This window comes from Haloarcula sp. H-hyl6 (assembly GCF_056934455.1).
Genome location: NZ_JBRIIK010000002.1, coordinates 531,892 through 558,868 on the forward strand (window position 1 = coordinate 531,892; position 26,977 = coordinate 558,868).

The following is a 26,977-nucleotide window of genomic DNA, read 5'->3' on the forward strand; positions in this document are numbered from 1 at the left end:
TGCAGCGTGAGTCGGCAAATCGACCGAGAAAGTCACACAAGAGCGAGAGGGGAAACCGTCGAATTCGGCCCCTCCACGCCCGAAAAGGGGTGCGGTCGATGTGCGACGGCTCTCCGCGTCGTCCGTCGCCTCCTCTCACCCACCGAACCACGGGTAGTGTGGGGACTGTCTCTGCTTTGTCGAGATGGTGAAACCGCCGTCCGAAGGTCGGCCGAGGCCGGCCCGATAGTGGCCCGCGTACTGGGACAGCGAACCCTGTGCTGTCCGGGCCGGTCACCACGAGCGGAACTGACCGCGTTCGAACGTCGCCGCTTGGTTGCGGACGTACTCGCGTTGCGTGTCGTGGACGGCACGCTCGAACGGTGCGCCATCGTCCAGTCGTGTCTGGACCTGATTCACCTTCCACCGCGCGGGCGTCCGCCGGTTTCTGACCCGCGACTCGAACTGGGAGACGTGTCTGTCCACGCGAGAGCGGTCGAACCCGGCCGCACGGAGCCCACGCCGGGCACACTCGAAGACGTCCGCGTACACCCGGTCGACGGAAGACACGCGGTCGCCGTGGCGGTCGATCCACTCGAAGTCGGCCGTCAGTCCGTCCGCCGCCGCCGCGTAGAAGTTCGACCGGGCGTCCTCCCAGTCGAGTTCCCTGACCGGATGCTTTCGACGGGCGAAATCGGTCAGGAGGCCAGCGAAGAGGGCGACGAACCCGATACTGCCTTGCAGCGTCGGTTGGCCGGGGAGCGGGCGGAACTCGATGCGAACGTTCGCTTCGCCGGCGAGTCCCTCGTCGAAGACCGGCCGAATCCAACGCCAGTAACAGCCGTGTTTGTGCGTGAAGTGGCTGAGCTTCGACGTGTCGTCGAAGACTCGTGGGATGATGGTCGGGTCCGAGGCGATGGAGTCGACGGCGTCGGAAACCGAGTCGATGTCCTCCGGGAACGTCACCTTTGCGGGGGACTCCTCGGCGTTCATCACCGTCTCGAAGACGCCGATTCGGTTCTCCATGCGGGCGGCGTCGATGACCGTCGAGCCGTCTGCCTCGTCGTACAGGTCGGGCGGGAACAGCGGCGAGTTGACGCCGAGCGCGAGCAACGGTCCGGCCACGCGAAGCGCGTACCGGAAGTACTCCGGGAGGTCCGTCGCCGACTGGACGACGAAGTGTGGCTGTATCGACGTCGTGAAACTGTTCAACAGCACCGTCTCGCCCTCGTACGTGACGTGGGGCGTGTCGATTTTGGTGGCCGACGACTGGCTCTGGACGTGGTATCTGACGGTGTCGTTCATGTTCTCCGCGAGGACGGCACCGTCGTTGCCGGCGTGTGCAGTCAGGTACTCGAGGGTCGATTCGTACTGCGGCGGGATGGTCCAGATGCCGTCGCTGACCAGTTGCTCCCCCGATTCGAGGAGGGCGTCGTCCGCCGCTTCGAACCGCGCCCGCATCTCGGACGCGACGGTTTCGATACCCGCGGCGGTGAACGGCTGCGGGCTCGATTGAAACTCTATCTGGTGGCGGCCGACCTCCTCGTCACAGCCCGGCAACTCTGCGATGCGCTGTGGCAGCGTGGTGAGTGCGCCCTCGCTGTCGACGACGTAGTACTCGTACTCCAGCCCCGTCGTCGTAATTTCGCTGTCGAACTCCCCCGCCTCGATGGCGGAGACGAGCCAAGCGGCTTCATCTTGGACCCGCGAATCGAACTCCGAGGGGTCACGCGTACAGATTGTCTCGACCTTCGAGGCCAGTTCTGCGGTGTCCATGTCGAACAATCGTGTCCCAACCACCTCAACGGAGAGCTTGTATATGCAGAACTGCGGTACGGCGACGGGACCGGTGCGCGAAAACCGACGGGGAACCCGCACGCGTTCAGCGGTTCGGACGGGGGACTCAGCCCCGCTGTTGACTCTCTTCGGGGGCAGTACGTGCTTCCCGGTCGCTCCGGGCGTGGTGGTCCTCGGAAGCGTCGCCGGCGGTGACGCCTCGCTCGGTGTCACCGACCCAGTCCTCGAAGTAGCCGTGGTCCCGCATCGTGGTCATCCCGGCGACCGCCGCACGGAGACTGATGCCGATTAGCGGGACGTCCGCGACCGTGACGATGACGTCGGCCTGCAGGACGACGCCGTCCCGCAGGAGTACGTCCAGCAGGTCGACGACGGCGTCCCCGTCACGAGTTGGCTCCACCGGTCACTCCATCGCCGCTCTGACGCGGCCCAATCTCATTGGTTGCCCTCTAGGTCCGGCGTGAACGTGTAGGGCGGCCACGGGCCGGTGTAGCGCACTCGGACGCCGGGTCGTCCCGCGACCTCGTCGAGTCCCTCACCGATGGCACTCGCTCCCTGTTCGTCCGCGAGGATGGCGAACGTCGTCTCGAAGTCGGCGTCGTCGGAGCGGTCGGCCTCGGCGAGCGACGAGGCGGGTCGGTCGACGGTCTGGACGTCCGCCGCGTGGTCGGCGAGCGACTGCCGGACGGTCGCCGTGGTCTCTTGCCACTGGTTCGCGACGAGCGACCGCTCGCGTCTGTCTGCTTGTTTCCCTCGCAAATACGCGGTCCCGGTACTCTGCTCGTCCGCCGCGGCCTGCAGTTCGCCGAGGCGGTCGTCGGCCGCGACGGCACCCGCTTCGAAGGCGTCGGCGTCACATCGGAGTTCGATACGGTACTCGCTGAGACCTGCGAACGCGTCGAGCGCCGGCCGCAACGTCGACCGCTGCCGGTCCAGCCACGAGGTGAGCGCGTCGTCGCCACCGTCGACGAGCGTGTCGAAACGGACCGGGAGCGGCGTTCCGAAGCGGTCGTGAGCGGCGTCGACGACACCTTGATGCTGGAGAAGCCACCGTTTGATGGTCGCCTCGTCCGAGGAGTCGTAGGGTCGGGCGCGTCGATGGACGACCGCCGCGATACCGTCCTCGACGACGAGGGTCGGCTGTTCGCCGTCGACGCCGTCCGTCTCGAGGGGCGTCCCGGTGGCAACGTCTGGGACGTCTGAGACGTCGACGATGCAGTAGAGGTATCGTCCGTCGTCGTCCGTGCCGTCGGTCGTTTCGAGTTCGTCAGTCATGGGTTCCTGTCTCGCTGTCGGGCGTTCGTGGGGCGGCCGTGCCGGTGGCCTCACCGACATCGCCGCTCGGTGTGTCGACGTCTATCGTTCGGAGGGCGTCGGCGACGAGGCCGTCGAGGTTCTCCCGCACGGAATCGACCTCCGTCGTTATCCCCGACGTCGCCTTGATGTCGTCTATCTCGGCCTCGATAGCTTGCAACTGCTGTCCGAGTCGTTCTATCTCGTCGTCGGTTAGCTGGCCGGACTCCATCCGCCGAATCGCCTCGCGCTCCATCGCTTCGACGAGCAACTCGACGACGGCGACCACGAGCGAGAGCAACCCGTCGCTCGCGTCCTCACCGTCGACGTCAATCGTCGTCACCGGCGTCGCCTCCCTCGACGGTCTCGGCCGCTCGCGTCTGGTCGTCCTCGTCGTTCGGTATCTCGGGGTTCGGCGTCTCGGTGACGTCGTCGACCGTCTGGAACCTGCCCTCGGACGCCGGTCCCAACCGGTTCCGGTTCGCGACCTGTTCGATACGCTCCTCGTCGGTCCCCTCGGGGAACTCGAGGCCGTACTGGGCGGCCGTCTCGAAGGAGGCGACTGCCGCCCGAATCTGTATCCCGAGCAGTTCCGTATCGCCGACGGAGACCGTGATATCCGCGTTCACCACGAGCCCTTTGTCCAACAGGAGTTCGACCACGTCGGCGAGGTCGGCGGAGGCACGCGTCGGTCCCGCGTTAGGCATCGTTCTCACCGTCCCCGAACCGGGAACCGTAGATGCGGCGTCTGTTCGGCGCGGTCGAGTATCGCGTCTCTTCGGGGACCGTGGAGAACGTGGCTCGACCGACGCCGGCGTCTCGCGAGGGGAGCGTCGAGACGGCAGTCGGATTGCGCGAGTTGGTCTCGTTCGACCCCTGACGGTCGCGATTCTCCTCCAGACTCTGTTGCAACCGTGCACGCGCGTCGAGGATGCTCTCTCGGAACTCTCGGACCGAATCGCTGATGCGGGACTGGATGGCGTTCTCCAGCGACTCGGCATCGAAACCCCCGTCCGAGGGCCCAAGTCCCTCGAGACTATCGTCGCTCGTCTCACTCGGGGCCCTGTCGTCGCCGTCGTCGGAGAAGAAGCCCCCGTCAGAGTCGTCGCTCTCCTCCTCGTCGGAGAGCGGAGTGTCCAGCGAACACTCCCCGAAGAACGACTCCTCGGACGCCGACTCGTCTTCGGAGACGTCGTCCAGTTCGCCGTCCAGTTCCCGGGACTGTCGCCAGAACTCTCTGGCGTCGACGTTATCCCACACGTCGGCCATGTCCGACACCGACAGCAGCTTTCGCAACCGAACCGCTGTCCGAGGGTTGCGGTCCTCGATGGCGTCGGGGACGTCCTCCAACTCGACGGCGGCGGGGAGGTTCTCCCAGTCGATTTCGCCGAGGAGGTCGGTCACGTCGACGGTGTCGAGCAGGTCCTCGACGTTGTCGGCCACGTCGTGGACGTCGTCTAAGCGTTCGACTGTCTCCTCGGCGGTGTCGTGACCCTCGACCGCGTGTTCCGCCTTCTCTATCATCTCCTCGACACCTTCGAGGAGGGACTCTACTGTCGGCGCTGTCTCGTTCCGTTCTGTCATTGTCTGAGTGTCCGTCTCGTCGAGGTCCGCCGTCTCTCGTCGCCCGCGTACTCGTTCGTCGTCGGTTCTGTGAGGGCGTGGCCGCCCGTCCGTGAGCGCGTTCGTGCCCTCGTCATCCTTTTATTTCGACCCTGTCGCTGAGGCGCTCGCGGGCCTCTCGGGCGACGTCCAGTTCGGCCTGCAACGTCTCTTTGCGGCGCTCGAACGCCGCCTCGTCGAGGTCACCGACCTCGTACAGCAGGTGCGTCTCCTTGAGGTCCTCGCGGATTCCCTCGACGTCGTACCGCTCTTCGAGGGCCATGTCGTGGATGACCGACAGCAGAGAGACCCACGGCTTGAGGAAGAGGTCGTCTATGAGGAACATCTCACCCCTCCTTCTTGATGGTGAAGTCGACGAAACTGTACGGGGCCCACGGACCCGAGTACTGCACCGTGAGGTCCGAGTGGGCCTCGCGGACGGTGTCGACGGCGTCGTCGAACGTCTCGCGCTCCTCGCGGTCGACGAGGTAGGACCGGTTCATCAGTAATCGGTCGCTGAAGAGGTCCCCCTCCGAGACGGCCGCCGCCTTGTCGTCAAGTTGGGTCTCGATAGCCGTCTGCACCGAGTCGGCGTCGGCAATCCCTTCTTCGGGGACGAGGACCTTGATGCCGACTTCTTCGCGGCTGTCGGCCTGCCGGAGCGACCCTCTGAGTTCGACGCTGCTGTTCCGGAGGACGTTCTTCAGGGCTCGTTCGGACTCGAACACCATCCCGAAACGCATCGGGACGACGCCTCGCCCGTCACCTGCGTCCATCACTTCGCGGAGCACTTCGTCGTGCGCACGGGCGTTCTCGTCGGTCTCGTCCGGGTCGAGCGTGTCGATGTCGGTGACGACCGCGGCGTGGGTGCGATGTGCGACCGTGTACACGTCACTCGCACCTTCGACGCCGGTCGTCGAGACGTCAATTGACTCGTCTTCGATTACACCGTACACGTAGAGTTTGTCCCCTGCCGCGGGTTGGTCGGCTCCCATTGGACCGTTATTCTCGGTATAGTGTAGTATTCCTACTGCCGGCAGTTGCAAGGGGGATTTCCCGCGCTGTGGTGCGGATAAAGCCGCGTGGGTTTCTCGGCGACGCCGCTCGGGACTACCGAAGACGAACGGAGGGGCCTCCGGGTGGTTGCCGTCGCAAGCAGCAACGTCAGGTAACTTTGCCTCGGTTAGTAGGTATGGCACAACCAGACTCCAGTAGTCTCGCAGCAGTGCTTGACCGAATCCTCGACAAAGGACTCGTCGTCGACATCTGGGCACGCGTCTCGGTGGTCGGTATCGAGATTCTCACCGTCGAGGCCCGGGTCGTAGCGGCCTCCGTGGACACGTTCCTCCACTACGCGGAGAACATCACCAAGATAGAACAGGCCAGTCAGTCTGGCGACCTCGACGACATGAAAGACATCGAGATAGAGAAACCCGCTCGCCCGGACAACTACCAGCAGGCACCGACTCAGTAACGGTCGGGTATCACAACTGTAGCTATGTCCCAAACAGACGCCGAGTCGGCTGACCAGTGTCAGGCGCTCACCAGCGACGGCGACCAGTGCCAGCACTCGGCCACGGACGGCAAGTTCTGTCATCACCACGACGAGTCGGATTCCACCGTCGACCGGGAGTCGTCCAGCGAATCGGGCGAATCCGAGGCGGGTTCGAACGGCGGAGCGGCGGAGGAGACGACCGAGTCAGCGGACGACTCCGGTTCTGCAGACGGCGACGGGAGCGGTTCCGTCGTGGACGTGGGCCCGCTCGTCGAGATTCGTCGGAAAGTCCAAGCCGTCGCCGCCGAACTAATCGAGCGGCCGTTAGACGGGGTCGTCGAGGTCCGCGAGGGCGGCGACGGCGGATGGCTGGCGGTCGTCGAAGTGGTCGAACGCCGGGCGATTCCGGACACCCAAGACATCTTGGGACGGTACGAACTCACCTTCGACGACGCCGGGACAGTGACCGGCTATCAGCGACGCTCGCGATACCGTCGGCTCGACACCGACCAACAGGAGCCAATCGAATGACGACTCCATCGATTACGGCGCGTAGCGGCTGTTCGTGTTCACGGCCACCCTCGGTCGTCGGCCGAACGCGTCGTCGGACCGAACGCCTGGAGGTGCGGTAACCCGTGGCGACGATTGTCACGGGGTCGGTGCCCGCCGAGGAGTTCGCGCTCGCTCACACGCTCGAGGCGCTCCCCGACGTCCACTTCGAGTGTGAGCGCATCATCAAGAGCGGCGACGACGCGGTCATGCCGTTACTGTGGGCGCGCAACGTCGATGCGGCGGAACTCGAAGCGGCGTTCGACGAGGACCAGAGCGTCGACAACGTCCGCCCCCTCGCCGAGTTCGACGACGAACTGCTCTACCGGATGGACTGGATAAGCCGCATCGAACTCCTGTTGAACATGATTACGAACTCCGAAGCGACCGTCCTCGACGCCTACGGGAGACGTGACGAGTGGAACCTTCGAGTCATGTTCCCGACTCGGGACAAGTTCTCGATGACCCACGATTTCTGCGACGAACACGGCCTCACGTACGACGTCGACTCGATTCGCGAGATGGAGGACAAGCCCGCCGCCCGGTTCGGCCTCACCGACGGCCAGTATCAGGCGCTCGTGTTGGCCGCGGAAGAAGGGTACTACTCGGTCCCGCAGGAACAGACGCTCGAGGAACTGGCCGAGCAACTCGACATCACCCATCAGGCGCTCTCGGAGCGACTCCACCGAGCAGTCGAATCGCTCGTCGAGGACACGCTCATCGTCGGGACCGACTCGACCTGACGTGAGCCCTCGGTCGGGCGTGTCTCTCCGACCGCCGCCGACGGTTAGTCCTCGTCCAGTGGTCCCGTGTGGTCGCCACCACCAGCGTCGTTGATACCGCCGGCGTCCGGACCGGCGTCGTCTTGCAGGTCGCCGACTTCGGATGCGAGTACGCCGCTCTCCCCGAGATACGGTTCGATGGTCTCTCGTAGCGGCGGCCCGGGGAGCGCTTCCTCGTCCAGTTCGACGAGCGTCTCGGCGACGACCTCTACGTCGACGTTTTCGACGGCGACGCGGAACGTCTTGACCGCGACACGACTGCCGAGTTCGCTCCCAATCGTCTTCTTCGCGAGACCGGTCGGCCCGCTCCCGCTGAGTAGGTGCGAGACGAGGAGTCGTCCGACCGGCCGACCGATTGCCTCGGCGAGGTGGTCGACGTCGACGGGGTCTCTGGCTGGTTCGTCGTCCAGTATCGCCTCGACGTCGACCGCCTGAAATATCTCTTTGACGACGTCGGCGGCGAACACGGCGTCGAGGGTCTGTTCGAGGCGTTCGACTCTGGTGTCGACGGGAGCGTCACTCATCGTACGACAACAACGGTGCGCGGCGCGGATACGGCTCTGGCCTTCGAGTGCAAGCGGCGGTGCAACGGCGGACACGACGGCGACTCCTGTTTCGCCCCGCTTCGACGGTATCCCGCGGCGACGTCGCCGAACCCGGCGCGCTCCGACGACGTGACCCGTGAGAGCGGTCGGACTGAGGGGCCACGCCGTGCCACACGAGAGGCCGACACCGGGTTGTCTGTGCAAGCAACAGTGGAACCGCCGCGGCTTGCGAACGGTCGGTGACACAACGTGAGCGAGTCAGAGACGGACGCCGGCCCGAGCGCCGACTGAAGCGCCGCAGGACTGGGCGTGCGTCGACATCGACGGGCGACTCGTCGAAAAGAGCGTCGGAGACCGTGACGTCGTTCGCACTTTCGGGGTCCCGTTCGAAGCCTCGCGGGAGTGTTACTCGAACTCCAGCTCTGTTCGGCTGTCCTCGTCCCCCGTCTCGCTCTGCCAACTGAGTTCGAACTCGACCTCGTGTTCGGTCTGAGAGCCGACGAACGACGAGTCCGACTCTGCCGCCACGTCGAACGTCACCGTCTCCGGCGGGTCGATAGTCTGGCTGTCCTCGCCGACCATGAACGTGATTCGCGTGTCCTCGTCCGAGTCGGTGTCCGGTGTCAGGGCTGACCCGCTCTCGCTGGTTTCGAGTTGCGAGGCGAACGAACGGAGGTACTCGGCGATTTCGGTCCGCGTCATCTCTCCTTGTGATTCGAGTGCGCTCATGTTGAACCGTCTAAAGACTGGGTCCTACTAGCAATGAGGGCCCTGCTTGCAAATACGAGAGCGTGCTCGGATTCGGTCGGACTGCGGGCTTGCCTTTGCAGACAGAACGTGGAGGGGCGGGGACGATGTAGCGTGACCGCAGACACCAACGCTCGTCGCCCGTCCGAACCACTCGTGGGCGACGCCGGCGGGGGCAACTGAGATGATTAGTGAATTCACAGTCGGTACAGCATACGTCCCGGCAGAGATAGAGAGTCGGGTGAGAACGTCGTGAGGCGAAAGGCGTTGGCACGCAACCTCGTCGCCCTCGCTCGGGAGAAGCGCGTCACCGCGAACGCGGCGAGTCTCGCGTTCTACGCGTTCGACGTGTTCGTCGCACTAGTCGTGTTGGGCTACGCGGTGCTGACGCAGTTCGAGAGCAGCGACGCACTCGTGGAGGCGCTCCGTCTCCTCACGGGCGTCGGTGGGGAGAAGTTCCGCCAACTCGTCGGGCGAGTCGGGGGTAACACGTCCGGCCGAGGGCGAGCCATCGTGCTGGCGGGTCTCATCTCCACGTGGAGTTCGCTACGGTTGTTCCGAGCGCTTGAGGGCGTCTTCTCGGAGATATACGACATCCGGAAAGAGCGCTCGCTCGGCCGCCACCTCGTCAACAGTCTCTTCGTGTGGGTGTCGGTGACGTTGGCAATCGGTGTGATGGGATTCGTCGGGTCGCTCTTTCTGTTCCGAGCGCCCGGATTGCTGTGGACTGTCGTCGGACCGGTGTTGCTGTGGCTGGCGCTGTGTATCCTGTTTCTCCCCCTGTACTACACGTTCTCCGGCGGCGGGGTGACCCTGCGGGAAGTCGTCCCCGGAACCGCTGTCGCGGCGCTTGGCTGGACGGTGTCGGCCATCGGCCTCCGACTGTACGTCAGCGTCTCGAAGAGCGTCGACCTCTACGGCCTCGTCGGTGCCGTACTGCTCGTCCTCACGTGGCTGTACGTCGTCGGACTCGCTATCGTCTTGGGCGTCGTCCTGAACGCACATCTGGCCGACCGCATCGAAGCGGAGCAAGAGTGGTACATGTTCGACAGCTAACCGAACTCGTCGACGGGCCGAATCGGGACGAGACCGGTTGCCGTCCGTTCCGGCAGCGAGACGGGTCCGGCCTTCGAATACAGGCCAGTCGTTGATTCCCGCTGGGCCCCCACAGGGAGTCACCGATGGAGAGAGCGATACTGACGGAGGAGTACGAGATTGCCGCGCCGGACGCACGCGCTGGAAAACTGCGGTCGACGCTCGAAAAGGCGTCCACGGCGGCCGTTCTCGTCGTCGACGAGGGAGAGGTCCTCGGTGCCGTCCTCCCGCGAGACCTGCTTCGGTCGCGGTTGAGTGACGACGCACAGGCACAGGCCGTCATGGGTACGGTCCCGAAACTGGACCCGGAGACCGGCGTCCGCGAGATAGCCAGAGTGCTCGTGGAAAACGAGACGACTGTCGCGCCACTCGTCGACGACACGGGCATCGTCGGCGTCGTCACTCGCGACAGCCTCCTCGAAGAGGCGAGGGAGGGCCTCGAAGCGGTGGAGGTGTCGGACGTCTACACGAAGGACCCGATAACGGCCGACCGCAAGACCGAGATGGGGAAAGTCGTCAACACGCTCCGTGAGAACGGCGTCTCCCGGTTACCGGTCGTCGACGGCGACGAACTCGTCGGCATCGCGACGACGGACGACCTCGTCGAGTTCGTCGTTCGGGGAACTGATACCACGACCAACGGCAGTAGGGGCGGGGACAAATCGACGCTCGTGGACCTCCCCGTCGAGAACGTGATGAGCCGACCCGCGGAGACGACGACGCCGTCTGCGACGGTCGAATCGGTCGTAGAGACGATGTTCGAAAAGGAGTACGACGGCATGGTGGTCGAGGACGATTCGACGGCGGGACCCGCCGGCATCGTCACGAAGACGGACGTCCTCCGGGCGCTGACCGGCGTCGAAACGCCGGACCTCGAAGTCGAGGTGGTCAATCCGGAGTACTTCCGCACCGAGGAGCGCGAAGCGGTCGCCGAGCGCATCGAAGCCGTCTCCGAGAAGTATCAGGATCTGGACGTGTTCGACGCCCGTGTGGTGCTCCAGAAACACGACGAGAACCACCGCGGGTTGTCGCTCATGCGGTGTCAGGTCCGCCTGTTCACCGACACGGAGCAACTCGCGGGGACCGGCGAGGAGTACGGTGCGGCCGACGCGTTCTCGGCGGCACTGGAGACGCTGGAACGCAACGTCCTCGAACTGAAAGGCAAACGGTCCGAGGCCGAACAGAGCGAGACGGTCCCCGTCGAACGACAGGAGCCCTGAACCGGCCCCTCCGGTCGCCGCCGACACGGGGTCGAAAGCGGCGTCGACCTATTCGGCGTCGTCCGGTCGTCGTCCGTCCCGCGTGTACAACTGCTCGGTGAAGCGTTCGCCGCCGATTTCGACCGGGTCGTTCTGACACGCGTAGAGGCTGAACCGCTCCAGGAACGGGGTCCCCTCCCGGGCGCTCTGGAGCGGGCGGGCGCTAAACTGGTTCGACCGGGTGTCGCTCTCGCTTCTGAGTCGCTCGACGAGCGACCGACCGTGCCCTCTCCCTCGGACTTTGGGACGGACGTGGAGCCACCGTAGCGTCGCTTCGTCGTCGACTTCGCCGAAGCCCAGCAGCGAGAACTCCCTGTTGGTGGCCGTGTCCTCGGCGACGAGGACCTGCCGGTCCCGGCCGTCGATTCGGGCGCGGAGCGATTCCGAGGCGAACTCGTCGTCGACAATCGCCGCTATCTTCGCCGGACTGAGGACGTACGAGGAGCGGAGCGAGCGCCACACTATCTCTTCGATTTCTCGGCTGTCGTCGGCCCTAGCGGGACGAATCTCCATACCCTTTGCTCGGTGGCAGACTGGAAGTGAACTGTCCCTGCAAACGCAGGGACGGTCGGTTCCGACGAGGAGCGCACCGGAACCGGCGCTTCACGTCGGCCCCGTCCGGTTCTCTCCCCCGCTCGCACTCCCTTGTATGTGCAGGGCCAGCCGCTTTGCCCGCGGGAGACGGATATCCACCTGCAATGTCGAAGGCAACGTCACAGATTACGGAAGCGCTGCGACCGATAGTGTCGAATGGTACGGAGGCGACCCAGCAGGGTCGCTCGGACGGGTCCGACCGTCCCGACCGCGACGACATCAAGTCGGCGGTGAAAGAGGGCGTCAGAGAAGGACTCGAGGAGTACCACGGTGGCGAGAACGCCCAATCCGGGGTCCAGTCCCAATCCGAGTCCGACTCCGCGGAAGCCACCGAGTCGTCTTCCAGCTCCACTGGACGACGACTGTTGACTCTCGGTGCGCTCGCGTCGTCGGCGTATCTCGTTCGACGCCGTCGACGGGCCAGCGGTGATACTGCCACGTCCGAAGACGGCTCCTCGAACGAATAGGGGTCTCTCCCGCCGCAGTTACACTGTTTCCCAACCCGCAGAGGCGTCTGCACACGGTCACTACGGCGCGGTCGCGGCGAAGCAGAGAGCCCGTCTCAGACGAGGGTCGTGAGGGCCGCGGCGTCGTGCGAAATCGTGCTCGGTCGTTCGACGGACGAGACCACCACAATCGACGCGTACGACAGACGCTGCCTGTACCTGAAAGCAGTCGTGCTATAACGTATTGCGTCGTGTATCCAGTGTGTGGATAGCGACATCCGATACCTCTCTGGGCGTGTCTCGTCGGAAAGGCGACCGAGCGGTACCGTCTATCGACGAATTCGCCGGAGGTATCGATGGCGAGTAGTGAATACGACTGCTGGGAGTACGAAACGATTCAGGTTCCGAAGGAAGCGACCCAGAAGGAGTCTGCCGACCCGAAAGCGGAGCTCAACGAACTCGGACGTGCCGGTTGGGAACTCGTAGAAACCGTCGAGTACACCGGCGGCGGGACGAAATACCTGCTGTTCAAGCGTCCGGCCGATTCGGAGCGGAGCGCTGCACGATGAGAAAGGGCGACCGACAGACGGGCGCGAACGTCGACATCGACACTGAAGTCGACTCAGATGCCGACACCGACATCGGGACGGCAAACACGATGCGCGAGCGGGCGAACGAGAGTCGACTCAAACTCTGGGTCATGCTCGGTGCGAACCGCCTGCTCATCACTGGACTCCTCGCGTGTGTCGTCTGCGGCGTCTTCGTCGCCGTCGGGACCGAGTTCTATCCGCCGGGGATAACGGCGTTGAAGTCGACGCGGACTATCGAGCGAACGTTCGCCACGATGATCGGTGCTATCATCACCGGGACGACGCTCGTGGTCACTATCAGCCAACTCGTCATCTCGGAGGAGAACGGCCCGCTGGGCGACCAGCACGAGCGGATGAGCAGGACGATGGACGTCCGGTCGTACACCCGAGAACTGATAGAGCGCCCGGTCCCAGCGGACCCGTCGGCGTTCCTCCTGCACATCGTCAGTACGTCCGAGGGGTACGCGCGGGAGTTACGAGAGACGGTCACCGAAAACGACGACGACGAGTTGCGTGAAGAGATAGACGAGTTCACGAGCAGTCTCCTCGAGAACGCACAACAGGTGCAGGACCAACTGGACGGCGCGAAGTTCGGTACGTTCCACGTCCTGTTCGCGGCGCTCAACTACAACTACGGGTGGAAGATATTCCAGGTCGAGCGGATTGCACACGACCACGATGGGAGCCTCACCGAGGGAGAGCGCGAACTCCTCGACGGCCTGAAGACGACTCTCTCTATGTTCGGGCCCGCCCGTGAACACATCAAGACGCTCTACTTCGAGTGGGCGCTCATCAACCTCTCCCAACTCATCCTGTACATGTCCGTTCCTGCACTCGTCGTCGCCGGGTCGATGCTCACGTTCGTCGACAGCACGTCTATCGTCGGGTCGACGTTCGGCGTCATGCACGTGACGCTGCTCGTCTCCGTCGCGTTGACCGTGACGCTGCTTCCGTTCCTGCTTCTGGTCTCCTACATCGCGCGAATCGCGACGATTGCGAAACGGACGCTGGCCATCGGCCCGCTCATCCTCAGGGACTCCCAACGGTGAGCGCTCCGAGGAGACGCGGCCGTCTTCCGGTACGGACTCACCCGTGCGAACACGGACGCGACAGTTGCTCGACCGGTTCCGATACGGCTGCTCTCTCTGTCGGTGCGAATCTCGTGGGCCGTCCAACTCGCAGCGCCCGCTGGCGACAGTCTCTGCAGTAGACGACCGACATCGGTTAGAGAAACCGGACGCGGGCCGTGTCCCCTCGCGTCGAGGCAATCGACACGGCCCACGGACCCGGTGTGTCGCGAATTACTCGAGGTCGAAGCGGTCGAGGGTCATCACTTTGTGCCACGCGTCGACGAAGTCGCGAACGAACTTCTCCTCGGTGTCGTCACTGCCGTAGACGTCCGTGATGGCTCGAAGCCGGGCGTGCGACCCGAAGATGAGGTCCGCACGGGTCCCCGTCCACTCGAGTTCGCCCGTATCGCGGTCCCGCAGTTCGTACAGGTTCTCGGAGTCGTCGGCCTGTTCCCACTCCAAGTCCATGTCGAGCAGGGTCACGAAGAAGTCGTTGGTCAGCGTCCCCGGCCGGTCGGTGAAGACACCGTGGTCGGCGTCGCCGTAGGTCGCGTCGAGCGCTCGCATGCCGCCGACCAGCACCGTCATCTCGGCCGGTGTCAGGTCCAGCAGGCTCGCTCTGTCCACGAGCATCTCCTCGGCCGGTTGGTCGGCCTCGTCCGAGCGGTAGTTACGGAACCCGTCTGCCTCCGGCTTGAGCGCCTCGAAGGACTCGACGTCGGTCTGTTCCTGCGACGCGTCGGTTCGGCCCGGTTCGAACGGGACGTCGACGTCGTAGCCGGCGTCCGCCGCCGCCTGTTCGACGGCCGCGTTGCCGCCCAGAACGATGAGGTCGGCGAGCGAGACTCTGGTCCCGTCGGACCGCGAACTGTTGAACTCCTCCTGTATCCCTTCGAGCGTGTCGAGCACGGTGGCCAACTGTTCCGGCTCGTTCACTTCCCAGTTCTTCTGCGGTTCGAGGCGGATGCGCGCTCCGTTCGCGCCGCCGCGCTTGTCGCTGTCGCGGTACGTCGACGCCGACGCCCACGCGGTCTGGACCAGTTCGGAGACGGACAGGTCCGAGTCGAGAATCTCCGCCTTCAGGTCGGCGGCGGCCTCCTCGCCGATGAGGCCGTATTCGGCGTCGGGGATGGGGTCCTGCCACAGCATCTCCTCGTCGGGGACCTCGGGGCCGAGGAACCGCTCGGGCGGGCCCATGTCGCGGTGGGTCAGCTTGTACCAGGCCTTGGCGAAGTTGATGCCGAACTCCATCGGGTTGTCCTGGAACCGCTCGATTATCTCCCGGTAGTCCGGGTCCTTCTTCAGCGCGATGTCCGTCGTGAGCATCATCGGCGTCCGCGTCTCCGAGGAGTCGTGGGCGTCCGGAACCGTGTCCTCTAGCTCCTCGCTCTTCGGCGTCCACTGCCACGCGCCGCCGGGACCCTTCTCCGGTTCCCACTCGTAGTCCAGCAGGTTGTCGATGTACCCGAGGTCCCAGTCGATAGGTGACTGGGTCCAGGGCCCTTCGATGCCGCTGGTGATGGTGTCAGCACCCTTGCCCGATTCGTAGTCGCTCTCCCAGCCCAGGCCCTGCTTCTCGATGGGGGCCGCTTCGGGCTCGGGGCCGAGGTTCTCGGGGTCGTCGGCGCCGTGGACCTTCCCGAAGGTGTGGCCGCCGGCGATGAGCGCGGCCGTCTCCTCGTCGTTCATCGCCATGCGGCTGAACGTCTGTCGGATGTTCTTCGCCGACGCCTCCGGGTCGGGCTGACCGTCCGGGCCTTCCGGGTTCACGTAGATGAGCCCCATGACGGAGGCACCGAGCCCCTCCTGAATCTCCCCGGCCTCGTCGAAGCGCTCGTTCGTCTCCATCTCCGCTTCGGGGCCCCAGTCGACGGCCTCGTCGGGCGCGAAGGCGTCCTCGCGGCCGCCGGCGAAGCCGAGCGTCTTGCCGCCCATCGACTCGATGGCGACGTTCCCGGCCAGAATCATCAGGTCGGCCCACGAGAGGTTGCGGCCGTACTTCTGCTTGACCGGCTGGAGCAGTCGGCGCGCCTTGTCGAGGTTCGCGTTGTCGGGCCAGCTGTTGAGCGGCGCGAAGCGCTGTCGCCCGCCGGCCGCGCCGCCGCGACCGTCGCTGGTGCGGTACGTGCCGGCGCTGTGCCACGCCATCCGGATGAAGAGCGGCCCGTAGTGGCCGTAGTCGGCCGGCCACCAATCTTGGGACGTCGTCATCACCTCTTCGATGTCCGCCTTCACGGCTTCGAGGTCTAGTTGCTCGAACGCTTCGGCGTAGTCGAACTCCTCGTCCATCGGTTCGACATTCCGGGCGTTCTGGTCGAGGATATCTAGGCTCAACTGATTCGGCCACCAGTCTTGGTTGGACCCGTTCACGCTCGGCGGTTTCTCGTTTCCGGATGTTAAGTTTGTCTATCCAAAAGCGATACTGCCTTTCCAGTCAAGCAACCTTCAGACACTGTAAACTTCCGTTAGCGGTAGGCTCAAGACGTCTATCCAGTAGTTCTCTCGGAACGGTTCTGCCCGGTTACGACCGCCGCTGCGAGCGAACGCCGTACCACCGCAACGACCGCTCGAACGACGGTCGAACCCCGCAGCGCCGGTACCGACCTCTGCGACCGGCCGAGACGGGTCGGTCTGGCTGGCCGTCGATGACAGATTACTCCTCGCTCCACTCGCCCCCGACGCGGTCGACTCCCATCATCGCCTCCCCGCGGTGTTCCGTGAACACCACCTTCATGTTCTCGTCGGGGACGTCGAGTGCGTCACCGGCGTACCCCATCGCCGCGAGAGCGAAGGCTCGTTTCCGTTCGAACGGTCGCCCGCCGCGAATCTCGGCGTCGAGAAACAGGAGCGGCCCGGGGACGGACCGGCCGAGGGCGAGGTTCGCCGCTTCGTGCTCGCGGAGCACGACGGCGACGTGTCCGCTCGTGGTCGCCATCTCGCTCGTGTATAGCTCCGTCATCCGCTCGGTGAACGACCGCTTCTCCTCGTCGGAGAGCGTCGCCGTCGTGTCGAACTGCAACAGGGGCATACGCTACGTCCGCCCGTCTCTCTCTTCTACGTTCTGCCGGCGTGCGACGAGATGGCACACGCCTCGGCGGCCGCCGGTCACCAGAGGACGACCGGCCACACGAACGAGAACAGGAGGACGACCAGCGCGGTCAACACGAGGGTCATCAGGACGTTCAACACGACGCCGGCGCGTATCATGTCGCGCTGGTCGAGGTGGCCGCTCCCGAAGACGATGGCGTTCGGCGGCGTCGCCACCGGGAGTGCGAACGCGAAACTCGTCGCGATGGCACCGGTCACCGTCAGGAACACCGCGGCCGGAACCACGGCGATACCCAGCGTCTCGGCGAGGACGCTCCCGAGGCCGACGAGTATCGGTGCCAGTATCGTCGCCGTCGCGGTGTTGGAGGTGACCTCCGTCATCAGCACCGCGAAGACGACGACGACGAACACCACGAGGACCAGTGGAGCCCCGACGACGGTAGCGAACAGCGACTCCGCGAGCCACGCGGTGGCGTCGGTGTTGCCGAGCGCATCGGCGAGTGAGAGACCGCCGCCGAACAGGACGATGGTCCCCCAGTCGATGTCGACGAGGTTCCCCCAGTCGTCCGCGTCGGCCAAGACGAGCGCCGGGATGGCCAGCAGACCGACCACGACGAAGTAGAGGACGCCACGGTGTCCCTCGATACCGAACACGTTGGTCCCCTCTCCTCCGAACAGCGTCACCTGCCACGCCGGCGGTAGGACCCCCTCGAAGAGGAACCCGAGACCGCCGAGCATCCACAGGCCGGCCGTCGCCGCGAAGATGTACGTCGCCCGCCGGGCCCGGGCCGAGAGCGGCCCCTGCTCCGAGAGGAACGCGCCGGCCTGTGCCTGAGCGTCGCTCACGTCGTCGATTTCCGGCGGGTACAGCCAGAACGTCAGTACGTACCACGTCAGCGGAAGCGTCACCGCGACGACCGGGAGGCCGACGGTGAGCCACTGGACGAACGTGATTTCGAAGCCGAGCAGTTGGTCGAGGAAGGCGACCGCGACGACGTTCGGCGGCGTCCCGATGAGCGTCCCGACCCCGCCGACGCTCGCCGCGTAGGCGGTCCCCAGAAGCGTCGCGACGCGCATGTTCGACACCTCGTCGTCGGGCGTTTCGCGGCCGACGACCTCCGCGAGAACCCCCAGCGCGACCGGGAGCATCATCGCCGTCGTGGCGGTGTTGGACACCCACATCGAGAGGACCGCCGTCGCCAGCATGATGGCCAGAACGAGCAGCCTCGGTGACCGCCCCAGCCAGTTGATGAGGGAGAGAGCGAGTCGCCGGTCGATGTCGTGCGTCTGTAGCGCCTTGGCGAGCATGAACCCCGCGACGAACAGGAAGATGAGCGGGTCGGCGAAGCCCGACAGCGCCGCCTCCATGTCGTCGTAGATGCCGAAGACGGTCAGCGCAACGGGAATGAGCAGCGCCGTCACCGGGAGCGGGAGCGCCTTGGTCACCCACAGAATCGCCGCCAGCGCCATCGTCGCCAGCGCCAGTTGCCCCGCTCTGTCGAGGCCGGCCGGCGACGGTGCGGTGGCGATGACTGCCGTCACCACGACGGCGAGAGCGATGGAGAGCGCGGTTCGTCGGCCCGCCGACAGTGTGGCCCCCCTCATCGTCCGCTCCGTCGGGTCTCACGGGGCCGTCGCCTCGTCGGTGCGTCGAGTGATGCCATGCTCAGAAGTTGGTGACTATGGCGTCGATTTGGTCGTCGGTCAGTTCCGCCCGGTAGAGGGCGAACAACTGTTCGAGGCGCTGTTCCGAGAGGCTTCGAGTGTCGCTCTCCAGCATCGAGATGTGCGCCTGCATGATGTCGTCTATCTCCTTTTCGACGTCTCGCTGGCCGAATCCGGCGGCGACTCGGAGGAGTCGCCACCCGAGCGCCGATATCTCATCGAGGGCCACGTCGTCCGACCCACCGCCTCTCATCTGTCGATAGTGTCACCATCGCACCGATGCACATAACTGTTCGTCTACGCGCGAAACGCCGAGGTTCGGAAAATGGACGCTCCGAGCGACCCGAGAGGGCGACTCACCAGAGGAACATCGGCCAGACGAACTGGAACAGCAGCCAGATGAGGCCCGTGAGGACGAGGGTCATCACGACGTTGAGGACGACCCCCGCCCGCATCATGTGGTCTTGCTTGAGGTGGCCGCTCCCGAAGACGATGGCGTTCGGCGGCGTCGCAACCGGGAGTGCGAAGGCGAACGACGCCGCTATCGCCCCGCTGACCGCGAGGAAGATGCTGGCAGAGACTTCGGCGAGGCCGAGCGTCGACGCGAATACCCCACCGATTCCGATGAGCACGGGGACGATGATGGTCGACGTCGCGGTGTTCGATGTCATCTCCGTCAGGAAGATGACGAGGAGGACGATAGCGCCGACGACCAGGACGATAGGGGCGCTGGTCAAGTTCCCGAAGATACTGCTCGCTAGCCACTCGGTCGCACCGGTCTTGGCGAACGCGTCTGCGAGGGCGATGCCCCCACCGAACAGCAGGATGGTCCCCCAGTCGATGTCGACGATGTCGTCCCACTCGACGGTGTCCGCGAGCACAAGCGCCGGGATGGCGTACAACCCGACCATGACGTAGTAGAGTAGCCCCTCGTGCCCTGCGACACCGAAGACGGTCTGGCCTTCGCTGGTGCCGAACAGCGTGTTGAACCAGACCGTGGGGATAGTACCCTCGAAGAGGATATCCAGCCCACCGAGGACCCACAGGCCCGCCGTCGCAGTGAAGATGTAGGCGACGCGCCGACCGCGCACACTCAGCGCCCCCTCTTCTTCGAGGTATCGCTGTGCCTCCTGCCGTGCGTCGCTCACGTCGTCAATCTGGGGCGGGTAGAGCCGATAGGTGAGGATGTACCAGACGAGAGGGAGCGTGACGGCGACGACGGGGAGTCCGATGAGCAACCAGTCGACGAATCCGATTTCGTACCCTAGAATCGCGTTCGCCTGCGTCGCGACGACTGCGTTCGGCGGCGTCCCGATGAGCGTCCCGACGCCGCCGACGCTCGCCGCGTAGGCCGTGCCGAGGAGCGTCGCTATCTGCATGTTGTAGAACGCGTCCTCGGATGCGCCCTCCTCGACGACCTGTTCCCGGCCCATGACCTGCCCGAGAACGCCGAGCGCGATGGGGGTCATCATCGCCGTCGTGGCGGTGTTGGACACCCACATCGAGAGGAACGCCGTCGCCAGCATGATGGCCGCGATGAGTTTCCGCGGCGACGTCCCCATCTGGCTCATGATTCGCAGCGCGATTCGCCGGTCGATGTCGTACTTCTGGAGCGCGTTCGCCAACATGAACCCGGCGATGAACAGGAAGATGAGGTGGTCTGCGAACCCCGCGAGGGCGGGGTCGATGTCACCGTAGACGCCGAACGCCGTCAACAGTACCGGTATCGAGAGTGCCGTCACCGGCAGTGGCAACGTTCCCGTCACCCAGAGGGCGCCCGCGAAGAACATCGTCGCGATTGCGTACTGGCCACGGACCGTCAACCCGTCCGGCGACGGGCCGAACGCGATGAGTGCGGTCCCGAGTAGAATCGCCGCGAACAGGGCGACTCTGCCGCGTGCCGTGCTTGTGAGGCGCTGTATCATTGATACACACCTACGTCACTGATGGTTCATTATAATCGTTATCATTGATACACCGCGTGTTACCACGCCCCAGCGTTCAGAAGTTGTCGACGATTGCGTGGACCTGATGCTGGTCGAGTCCTGCCGTGTAGAGTTCGAACAGCACCTGCCGTCGCGGCGCAGAGAGGCCACGAGAACCGCTTTCGAGCATGGAGAGGTGGGCCTGCATCAGTTCGTCGACTTCGCGCTCGACGTCCCGCTGGCTGAATCCGGACGCGACGCGGAGCAACCGCCACGCCATCGGCGAAATCGCGTCGAGGTCGTGCTCCGAAGTTGCCATCTCTCGACACGTACGAAATGGGAAACAAAAGGCTATCCGCTTCACGAGGCTCTCGCCGGCAGTTGCTCACTCGTCGCGGAACCGGATGCCCAGTCGCCCCTCTCTGCTTCCGGACCTCCTGTCGGGTCACCGCCGCAGAGACGGAGCGCCGTCGGGTGTGAGCGTCATCGGGTTGTACGACGCCAGCGGATGTGGCTCGAAGCCACGTACGCGGCGCTTGACGCCGAAACTGTCGTCGAGCGTGAACGCCGGGATGAGCGGGCGGTCTTCGAGCAACGTCCCTATCGCACGCTCGTAGTGGCGCTTGCGCTCTGCTCGGTCGCGCGTCTCTCGGGCGGCGGAGACGTGTCGCATCACCGTCTGCTCGTTGTAGTAGGTGCCGTTGGTCACGCCCTGCATGTTCTCGTGGACCAGCGGGTACAGGAAGGTGTCCGGGTCGGGGCCGCCGGCGTAGGGGGTGACGAACAGCGAGTAGTCGCTCCGGTTGCCCGACGTAATCTTCTCCCGGAACTCCCGCCAGTGGTACGTGTCCGCCCGAGTGCGTCGGAAGCCGATGGACCGGAGTTCGTGGGCCACCGTGTTCGCGAGTTTCTGGGCCACGTAGTCGTCGTGCGGGGCGACGACCGTGGGCGACCATCCCGAGATACCCATCTCCGAGAACGTCGACTGCAGGATGTGACGTGCGCGCTCGGTGTTCTGTCTGTGTGGAACGCTCGCCCACTCGTCGGTGGGGAAGTCCCACTGCGACGCCATCTGCGGGGGGACCGGCCCGTACTGTCTCCGGCCCGCTTCGCCGACGACTTCCTCGACGAACTCGTCCATCGAGACGAGGTAGTCGATGGCCTCTCGCACGCGAGGACTCTCCAGCGGTTTCGTGGTCGTGTTGCACCCGAGGAAGTAGCTGGTGTAACTCGGCGTCGTGACGACGGACGAGTCGGCCAACTCCTCGGTAGCGTCCCAGAAGTGCGGTTGGACGCGCTCGACGACCTCGTTCTGTCCCGTCTTGAGGCTCGTCGTCCGGGCGAGTCCGGAGTGGACGCTGCCGAACTTGAGCCAGTCCACCGCTGGACGCTCCGGTCCCCAGTAGTCGTCCCACCGCTCCAAGAGGGCGTATTGCCCCTCGCTGAAGGTGTGGAACGTGTAGGGACCGGTCCCGACGGCGACCTCCTTCCCGAACGCCTCCGCGTTCCCCTCGCGGACCGTCTCGGGGACGATTGGCTGGGTCAGCGAGTGCTCGAAGTTCGGGTACGGTGACGAGAGGGTGAACTCGACGGTCGAGTCGTCGGGCGTCGCTATCTCCTCCACCATGTTCACCTTCCAGCGATTCGACGTGTCCTCCCGTTTCGGGGCCTCGAAGGAGTACTTCACGTCGTCTGCCGAGAGCCCGCTCCCGTCGTGGAACGTCGGTTCCTCCCGGAGCGAGACGGTGTAGGTCGTCCCGTCCGCACTTACCTCCGGGTCGCCGTCGGCGAGGACGGGCACGAGGTTCAACTGGCGGTCGTACGCGTAGAGGCTCTGGAACAGCCGCCGGACGACCTGCATGGACCACGGGTCGTCCACCTCGACCGGGTCGAGCGATATCGGCGGGAGCACCTGCCCGTACCGGAACGTCCCTCCCTTGTACGTGCCCGGAAGGTCGACCTGCGAAACGGCGTCGCCGGTACACCCGGCGAGACTGCCCGCCGCCCCGACGCCGGCGAGACCCTTCAGGAAAGCTCTGCGCGACAGGTCCGCTCCGCCGGTGTCGTCGCTCACGAGTCGTCACCCCCGTGCGGCGTGAGCCACGGCAACGTCTCCTGAATCGGTTCGCGCTCGAAGTAGAGCAGTTCGCTCCCGAGGACGGCCACCGCGATGACGAGGACGAGGTAGAACGTCGTCGGGCTGGTGATGTAGAGGTTGTACAGGAGGAGCGGGAAGAACAGGCCACAGCCGAGGAGGCCCACGAGCGGGACGACAGACACGATGCCGTCGATGTCCGCGCGGCGGTCCCACGCGAGATAGCTCATCCCGCCGAACGTGGCGATGAACGCCAGCGACGCGAAGGACGTGATGCTCGTGAGGCTTCCGAAGACGGCGAACGCCGCCGACAGGACGCCGATGACGACGACGACCGTGCTCGGAATCTCTTGGTCTCCGTCGTCGCCCCCGAAGCGGTCGGGGAGGATGCCCATGTCGATGAGCCGGTTGGAGAACAGGGCGCTGCTGAACAGCGTGGCGTTCACCGCGCTGGCCGTCGAGAACAGCGCCGAGAGCCCGATAACCAGCGCGCCGACCGGCCCCATGAACTGGATGCCGGCGTAGAGGAGCGACACCTCCGGCGCGACGCTAATCTCCGACAGCGGGAGGAGGCTGACCGTCGTCAGCGCCACGAGGACGTACAGAAGCGTCGCCGCCGGGATGGAGACGAGTATCGCCTTCGAAATCTGCGACTCGGGGTCGCTGAACTTCCCTTGGTCGTAGAGCAGCAACTGCCAGCCTTGGAAGGCGACGAACGACATCGCCGCGCCCATGATTGGACTCACGCTCGCGACGTGGCCGAGTCCGAGTCGCAGCGTGTGCCCGCTCGTGGCGTAGACGACGCCCCAGACGCCGAAGACGCCGATGATGGCCACCTTGACGAACGTCAGCACGTCCTCGGCCTTCCCCGTCTCCGAGACGCCGACGAGGTTGAGGCCGACGAAGACGGCGATCAGCGCCACCGACACCAGATTCGCCACCGGGACCGACGTGACGTGCAGTCGGCCGAACAGTTCGGCGAAGAACTGCGAGAAGGCGTACGCGTACAGCGCAATCGACCCGACGTATCCGAACAGGAGCGTCCACCCGGTGATGCCTGCGAGCGTGCGGTTGCCGACCAGCGACTGGATGAACGTCGGCGCGCCACCCTGTTCCTCGACGAACCCGTTGAGTTTGATGTAGCTGTATCCCGCACAGAGCGCGACGAGGCCCGCGAGCGACCACGCAAGCCACGCGACGGTGCCAGATATCGAGACGACGAGACCGAACGCAGAGTAGATGCCGCCACCGATCATCCCACCGAGGGACATCGCGACGGCCTCCTTGAGCCCTAGCTGACTCATTTGGGGTCCCCTTGTCGCCTGTGTCGGGTGAGGCCTGTCGTTGCATCTGCAAGCCGCCCGACCGGTCCGGTTATTGCCCTCTGGGTACTGGGACGGGTGTGACAGACTGGCCACCGGCCGACCCCGCGGACGCCACGGCGGTCGCCGAACGACGCGACGAACTGGTCGCCGCGGTGCGGGACCACGCCGGGCAAATCGCCTACCAGTTGGCCCGGTTGCAGGGCGGAGACTACGGACAGGCGACCGTCGAGACGGACGGCGGCGAGTGGACGGTCAAGTACGAGGGCGGCGACTTGGAGTACCTCCGCTACGACCCGAACCGGGGGAGCGAGGTGTACGTCGTCTCCACGAAACAACCCCCGGAGCCGGGTCCGCTGGCCGAAGCGTTGGCGGACTACTCGGCCTTCGTCGCGGGGTTCGGCGACTACGTCGACTCGCTGGACGGCGTCCTCGACGACGTCTCGACGGAGTTCCCCGAGGTGCGGACCACCGACGGCGTCGTCGCAGAACGGGACCGCGTCCTCGACGGAGTCCGCGAGGTCTGTGACCGCATCGCCGGCGAACTTCAGCGGTACGAGGGCGGCGACTACGGGACGTACGCCACCAGAGTCGACGGGACGCGATGGGAACTGAAGTGGGAGGGTGCCAGAGCGTCGTACCTCCGCGTCGGCGGGACCGGCGGTCTCTACCTCCTCTCGCAGTACGAACCGCCCTCGGCGGCCGACATCCGCGAGTACGCGCCGCGGTTCCGCGGGTTCGTCGAGGCGTACAACGACCACGTCGAGGAACTGGAGTCGGACCTCGCTACCGTCGAGTTGTAGGGGCGAGCGACGGTCCCAGACCACCGCGGCCCGCACGCTCGGGGCGAGGTGTCGGTAGACCTATACGCGTCCGCGCGCCTTCTCCGACGTGGATTCTAACGACGTCCGAGACGAGTGGGCGAACCGGTCCGGCGAGTACTCGCCGACCTACTACGCCCACTACGGCCCGGACGAGACGAGCGAGTTGCTGCAGTCGGTTCTCGAAGAACGCGTCGGGCGCGACGCCAGCGTGCTGGAGCTGGGGTGTAACGTCGGCCGACATCTCGCCGCCCTTGCTGACGCCGGGTTCGGCGACCTGACGGGCGTCGACGTGAACGAGGAGGCCCTGTCCGTCCTCGCTGAGACGTACCCCGAACTGGCCGAGACCGGAACGTTCCACGCCGAGGCCATCGAGGCGTTCGTCACCGACGTCGAGGACGACGCCTACGACGCCGTTTACTCCGTCGAGACGCTCCAACACATCCACCCGGACGTCGAGTGGGTGTTCGACGAGGTGGCGCGCATCGCGGGCGAACTGCTGGTGACCGTCGAGAACGAGAGCGGCGACCACGGCGAGGTGAACTACGTCGACGAGGACGTCCCGCTGTACTACCGCGACTGGAACCGCGTGTTCACGGCTCGCGGGTTCGTTGAGGTCCGGTCGGAAGAACGGAAACGCGACACGGTCAGGGTGTTCCGGGCCGCCGAGTGAGAGAGCGGACGGCGGGATGTCGGCGTCCCGCTCTCAGTCGTCGTCGCTGGTGATGATGTCCGCGGAGAGACCCTGCGCCATCTGGATGTCCTTCGAGTTGTTGAGCGTCCACGCCGTCCGGTCGGTGACGGCCTCGATGATTTCGCGGGCCGACGGGTAGCCATTCCCGGAGCGTTTGACGCCGCCGAAGGGGAGTTGCACCTCCGCGCCGATGCAGGGGAGGTTCCCGTAGGCGAGGCCGAGTTCCGCGTGGTCCCGGTAGTAGTTTATCTGGCGGTAGTCCTCGGAGACGATGGCCCCGGCCAGTCCGTAGGGCGTGTCGTTCTGGATGTCGACGGCGCGTTCGATGTCGCCGTCGTACTCCAACAGGGCGACGTGGGGGCCGAAGACCTCCTCGTGGGTACAGCGCAGGTCGGCGTCGGGGTCGGCCTCGTAGACGAACGGCCCGACCCAGTGGCCGTCCTCGTGGCCCTCCGGAATCTCCTCGGGGTCGAGTTCCGCGCGGTCGACGAGGACGTTCACGCCCTCCTCGCGGGCGAGGTCGTTGTACTCCGTGACCTTCTCGCGGTGTTCGGCCTCGATGAGCGGGCCCATGAACGTGTCTTCTTGCAGGGGGTCGCCGACGGCGACTTTCGAGGCTACGTCGACGAACCGCTCTTTGAACTCGTCGTAGACGTCCGTGTGTACGACGAGGCGCTCGGAGGAGACACAGCGCTGGCCGGTCGTCTTGAACGAGGACATCACCGCCGAGTGGACGGCGACGTCCATGTCGGCCTCCTCGGTGACGACGACGGCGTTCTTCCCGCCCATCTCGCAGGCGGCGCGCTTCCCGGAGACGCCGCCGACCGAATCGGCGATTTTGTGCCCGACTTCGGCCGACCCCGTAAAGAGGACCGTCTCCACGTCGTCGGACTCGACGATTGCGTTCCCGGCGTCGCCGAACCCCTGCACCATGTTGAACACGCCGTCGGGGATGCCGGCCTCGTCGAACAGTTCCGCGATGACGTTCGCGCACTTGGGCGTCTGCTCGGCCGGTTTGAAGACGACGGTGTTCCCCTCGACCAGCGCGACGGCCATGTGCCAGTAGGGGATGGCGATGGGGAAGTTCCACGGGGTGATACACCCGACGACGCCGCGGGACTTGCGGCGCATGTAGGCGTCCTTGGCGGGAATCTCCGAGGGGACGATGTCGCCGCTCGGGTGGCGGGCGTCGCCGGCGGCCCACTCGACCATGTGTGCGGCCTCGACCACGTCGGCCCGTCCCTCGCTAATCTCCTTGCCGCACTCGCGGGTGACGATTTCGCCGTACTCGTCGACGTTCGTCTTCAGTTCGTGGTAGACGTCCCAGAGGTACTCCGCGCGGTCGATGCGGGAGAGTTCCCGCCACTCCTCGTAGGCCGCGTCGGCGGCCTCGACTGCCCGTTCTACGTCCTCGGGCGTTCCGCGGTGGAACTCGCCCAGCGTCTCGCCCGTCGCGGGGTTCTCGCTCGTGAACGTCTCCGTGCCGTCGCCGTCGACCCATTCGCCGTCGATGTAGTGCTGATGTGTCGCTGCCATTGCGTCTCGCTACGCCGAGGGACTGCCA

The 26,977-nt window shown here is 65.4% G+C and carries 30 protein-coding genes; 10 read left to right on the forward strand and 20 right to left on the reverse strand.

Annotation, left to right across the window (positions count from 1 at the left end):
* Window positions 1–273: 273 nt before the first annotated feature.
* The 8 genes from Hhyl6_RS16180 to Hhyl6_RS16215 all read right to left on the reverse strand — a co-directional run bounded on the left by Hhyl6_RS16180 (window position 274) and on the right by Hhyl6_RS16215 (window position 5,666).
* Window positions 274–1,755, reverse strand: a complete 1,482-nt coding sequence (locus Hhyl6_RS16180) for a glutamate-cysteine ligase family protein (RefSeq protein ID WP_483740287.1) — start codon at window positions 1,753–1,755, stop codon at window positions 274–276.
* Between the two features lie 127 nt (window positions 1,756–1,882).
* Entirely contained in the window at window positions 1,883–2,176 is a 294-nt protein-coding gene (gene gvpM, locus Hhyl6_RS16185) for a gas vesicle protein GvpM (protein WP_483740288.1), read from the reverse strand.
* Between the two features lie 35 nt (window positions 2,177–2,211).
* Window positions 2,212–3,051: a gas vesicle protein GvpL gene (gene gvpL, locus Hhyl6_RS16190; RefSeq protein ID WP_483740289.1), complete on the reverse strand. Its 840-nt coding sequence runs from the start codon at window positions 3,049–3,051 to the stop codon at window positions 2,212–2,214.
* Window positions 3,044–3,412 carry a gas vesicle protein K gene (locus tag Hhyl6_RS16195; RefSeq protein ID WP_483740290.1) on the reverse strand — a complete coding sequence of 123 codons (369 nt, stop codon included), beginning with the start codon at window positions 3,410–3,412 and terminating at the stop codon, window positions 3,044–3,046. The genes gvpL and Hhyl6_RS16195 overlap by 8 nt, the downstream gene beginning before the upstream one ends.
* Window positions 3,399–3,776: a gas vesicle protein GvpJ gene (gene gvpJ / locus Hhyl6_RS16200; protein WP_483740291.1), complete on the reverse strand. Its 378-nt coding sequence runs from the start codon at window positions 3,774–3,776 to the stop codon at window positions 3,399–3,401. The genes Hhyl6_RS16195 and gvpJ overlap by 14 nt, the downstream gene beginning before the upstream one ends.
* Window positions 3,769–4,653 carry a hypothetical protein gene (locus tag Hhyl6_RS16205; protein ID WP_483740292.1) on the reverse strand — a complete coding sequence of 295 codons (885 nt, stop codon included), beginning with the start codon at window positions 4,651–4,653 and terminating at the stop codon, window positions 3,769–3,771. Before Hhyl6_RS16205 ends, gvpJ begins: the two co-directional genes overlap by 8 nt.
* Window positions 4,654–4,765: 112 nt before the next feature.
* Window positions 4,766–5,017, reverse strand: coding sequence for a gas vesicle protein GvpG (gene gvpG, locus Hhyl6_RS16210; RefSeq protein ID WP_483740293.1), 252 nt, complete (start codon window positions 5,015–5,017; stop codon window positions 4,766–4,768).
* A gap of 1 nt (window position 5,018) precedes the next feature.
* Window positions 5,019–5,666 carry a GvpL/GvpF family gas vesicle protein gene (locus Hhyl6_RS16215; protein ID WP_483740294.1) on the reverse strand — a complete coding sequence of 216 codons (648 nt, stop codon included), beginning with the start codon at window positions 5,664–5,666 and terminating at the stop codon, window positions 5,019–5,021.
* A 197-nt stretch (window positions 5,667–5,863) separates the two neighbouring features.
* Between Hhyl6_RS16215 and gvpA the strand changes: the two genes are divergently transcribed.
* The 3 genes from gvpA to Hhyl6_RS16230 all read left to right on the forward strand — a co-directional run bounded on the left by gvpA (window position 5,864) and on the right by Hhyl6_RS16230 (window position 7,458).
* Window positions 5,864–6,145 carry a gas vesicle protein GvpA gene (gene gvpA / locus Hhyl6_RS16220; RefSeq protein WP_483740295.1) on the forward strand — a complete coding sequence of 94 codons (282 nt, stop codon included), beginning with the start codon at window positions 5,864–5,866 and terminating at the stop codon, window positions 6,143–6,145.
* A 24-nt stretch (window positions 6,146–6,169) separates the two neighbouring features.
* Window positions 6,170–6,697: a gas vesicle protein GvpO, halophile-type gene (gene gvpO, locus Hhyl6_RS16225; RefSeq protein WP_483740296.1), complete on the forward strand. Its 528-nt coding sequence runs from the start codon at window positions 6,170–6,172 to the stop codon at window positions 6,695–6,697.
* A gap of 104 nt (window positions 6,698–6,801) precedes the next feature.
* A complete protein-coding gene (locus tag Hhyl6_RS16230) occupies window positions 6,802–7,458 on the forward strand; it encodes a helix-turn-helix domain-containing protein (RefSeq protein WP_483740297.1) in 657 nt (218 codons plus the stop codon).
* A 44-nt stretch (window positions 7,459–7,502) separates the two neighbouring features.
* Here Hhyl6_RS16230 and Hhyl6_RS16235 read toward each other — a convergent pair whose 3' ends face one another.
* Window positions 7,503–8,021 (reverse strand): hypothetical protein, encoded by a 519-nt coding sequence (locus Hhyl6_RS16235; protein ID WP_483740298.1) that lies wholly within the window; start codon window positions 8,019–8,021, stop codon window positions 7,503–7,505.
* A gap of 426 nt (window positions 8,022–8,447) precedes the next feature.
* A complete protein-coding gene (locus Hhyl6_RS16240) occupies window positions 8,448–8,771 on the reverse strand; it encodes an amphi-Trp domain-containing protein (RefSeq protein WP_483740299.1) in 324 nt (107 codons plus the stop codon).
* Window positions 8,772–9,056: 285 nt separating this feature from the next.
* On the opposite strand from Hhyl6_RS16240, the gene Hhyl6_RS16245 reads away from it, so the two are divergent.
* On the forward strand, window positions 9,057–9,845 hold the full coding sequence (locus tag Hhyl6_RS16245) for a YihY/virulence factor BrkB family protein (RefSeq protein ID WP_483740300.1): 789 nt from the start codon (window positions 9,057–9,059) through the stop codon (window positions 9,843–9,845).
* Between the two features lie 125 nt (window positions 9,846–9,970).
* The gene (locus Hhyl6_RS16250; protein WP_483740301.1) at window positions 9,971–11,104 is read left to right on the forward strand and encodes a CBS domain-containing protein; all 1,134 of its coding nucleotides are present in this window, start codon (window positions 9,971–9,973) and stop codon (window positions 11,102–11,104) included.
* Between the two features lie 48 nt (window positions 11,105–11,152).
* Here Hhyl6_RS16250 and Hhyl6_RS16255 read toward each other — a convergent pair whose 3' ends face one another.
* On the reverse strand, window positions 11,153–11,656 hold the full coding sequence (locus tag Hhyl6_RS16255; RefSeq protein ID WP_483740302.1) for a GNAT family N-acetyltransferase: 504 nt from the start codon (window positions 11,654–11,656) through the stop codon (window positions 11,153–11,155).
* Window positions 11,657–11,841: 185 nt separating this feature from the next.
* Between Hhyl6_RS16255 and Hhyl6_RS16260 the strand changes: the two genes are divergently transcribed.
* The 3 genes from Hhyl6_RS16260 to Hhyl6_RS16270 all read left to right on the forward strand — a co-directional run bounded on the left by Hhyl6_RS16260 (window position 11,842) and on the right by Hhyl6_RS16270 (window position 13,822).
* Window positions 11,842–12,204: a hypothetical protein gene (locus Hhyl6_RS16260; protein ID WP_483740303.1), complete on the forward strand. Its 363-nt coding sequence runs from the start codon at window positions 11,842–11,844 to the stop codon at window positions 12,202–12,204.
* 335 nt (window positions 12,205–12,539) lie between these two features.
* The gene (gene sp36, locus Hhyl6_RS16265; RefSeq protein WP_483740304.1) at window positions 12,540–12,752 is read left to right on the forward strand and encodes a Sp36 family protein; all 213 of its coding nucleotides are present in this window, start codon (window positions 12,540–12,542) and stop codon (window positions 12,750–12,752) included.
* The gene (locus tag Hhyl6_RS16270) at window positions 12,749–13,822 is read left to right on the forward strand and encodes a DUF7972 family membrane protein (protein WP_483740305.1); all 1,074 of its coding nucleotides are present in this window, start codon (window positions 12,749–12,751) and stop codon (window positions 13,820–13,822) included. The genes sp36 and Hhyl6_RS16270 overlap by 4 nt, the downstream gene beginning before the upstream one ends.
* A 252-nt stretch (window positions 13,823–14,074) precedes the next feature.
* Here Hhyl6_RS16270 and katG read toward each other — a convergent pair whose 3' ends face one another.
* The 8 genes from katG to Hhyl6_RS16310 all read right to left on the reverse strand — a co-directional run bounded on the left by katG (window position 14,075) and on the right by Hhyl6_RS16310 (window position 23,880).
* Complete coding sequence (gene katG / locus Hhyl6_RS16275) at window positions 14,075–16,213, reverse strand: catalase/peroxidase HPI (protein WP_483740306.1); 2,139 nt, start codon at window positions 16,211–16,213, stop codon at window positions 14,075–14,077.
* A gap of 283 nt (window positions 16,214–16,496) precedes the next feature.
* Window positions 16,497–16,871 (reverse strand): tautomerase family protein, encoded by a 375-nt coding sequence (locus Hhyl6_RS16280; protein ID WP_483740307.1) that lies wholly within the window; start codon window positions 16,869–16,871, stop codon window positions 16,497–16,499.
* A 77-nt stretch (window positions 16,872–16,948) separates the two neighbouring features.
* A complete protein-coding gene (locus tag Hhyl6_RS16285) occupies window positions 16,949–18,496 on the reverse strand; it encodes an SLC13 family permease (RefSeq protein WP_483740308.1) in 1,548 nt (515 codons plus the stop codon).
* 61 nt (window positions 18,497–18,557) lie between these two features.
* Window positions 18,558–18,809, reverse strand: a complete 252-nt coding sequence (locus Hhyl6_RS16290; protein ID WP_483740309.1) for a hypothetical protein — start codon at window positions 18,807–18,809, stop codon at window positions 18,558–18,560.
* Window positions 18,810–18,912: 103 nt separating this feature from the next.
* The gene (locus Hhyl6_RS16295) at window positions 18,913–20,481 is read right to left on the reverse strand and encodes an SLC13 family permease (RefSeq protein ID WP_483740310.1); all 1,569 of its coding nucleotides are present in this window, start codon (window positions 20,479–20,481) and stop codon (window positions 18,913–18,915) included.
* A 76-nt stretch (window positions 20,482–20,557) separates the two neighbouring features.
* Window positions 20,558–20,800: a hypothetical protein gene (locus Hhyl6_RS16300; protein ID WP_483740311.1), complete on the reverse strand. Its 243-nt coding sequence runs from the start codon at window positions 20,798–20,800 to the stop codon at window positions 20,558–20,560.
* 126 nt (window positions 20,801–20,926) lie between these two features.
* Window positions 20,927–22,555: an ABC transporter substrate-binding protein gene (locus tag Hhyl6_RS16305; protein WP_483740312.1), complete on the reverse strand. Its 1,629-nt coding sequence runs from the start codon at window positions 22,553–22,555 to the stop codon at window positions 20,927–20,929.
* The gene (locus Hhyl6_RS16310) at window positions 22,552–23,880 is read right to left on the reverse strand and encodes an APC family permease (protein ID WP_483740313.1); all 1,329 of its coding nucleotides are present in this window, start codon (window positions 23,878–23,880) and stop codon (window positions 22,552–22,554) included. The genes Hhyl6_RS16305 and Hhyl6_RS16310 overlap by 4 nt, the downstream gene beginning before the upstream one ends.
* A 98-nt stretch (window positions 23,881–23,978) precedes the next feature.
* On the opposite strand from Hhyl6_RS16310, the gene Hhyl6_RS16315 reads away from it, so the two are divergent.
* Together Hhyl6_RS16315 and Hhyl6_RS16320 are read left to right on the forward strand one after the other, a co-directional pair.
* Window positions 23,979–24,701, forward strand: coding sequence for a profilin-fold protein (locus Hhyl6_RS16315; protein WP_483740314.1), 723 nt, complete (start codon window positions 23,979–23,981; stop codon window positions 24,699–24,701).
* A gap of 88 nt (window positions 24,702–24,789) precedes the next feature.
* Window positions 24,790–25,392 carry a class I SAM-dependent methyltransferase gene (locus tag Hhyl6_RS16320; protein WP_483740315.1) on the forward strand — a complete coding sequence of 201 codons (603 nt, stop codon included), beginning with the start codon at window positions 24,790–24,792 and terminating at the stop codon, window positions 25,390–25,392.
* A gap of 33 nt (window positions 25,393–25,425) precedes the next feature.
* Here the strand turns inward: Hhyl6_RS16320 and Hhyl6_RS16325 are convergent, their stop codons facing one another.
* Entirely contained in the window at window positions 25,426–26,949 is a 1,524-nt protein-coding gene (locus Hhyl6_RS16325; protein WP_483740316.1) for an aldehyde dehydrogenase family protein, read from the reverse strand.
* Window positions 26,950–26,977: the final 28 nt, after the last annotated feature.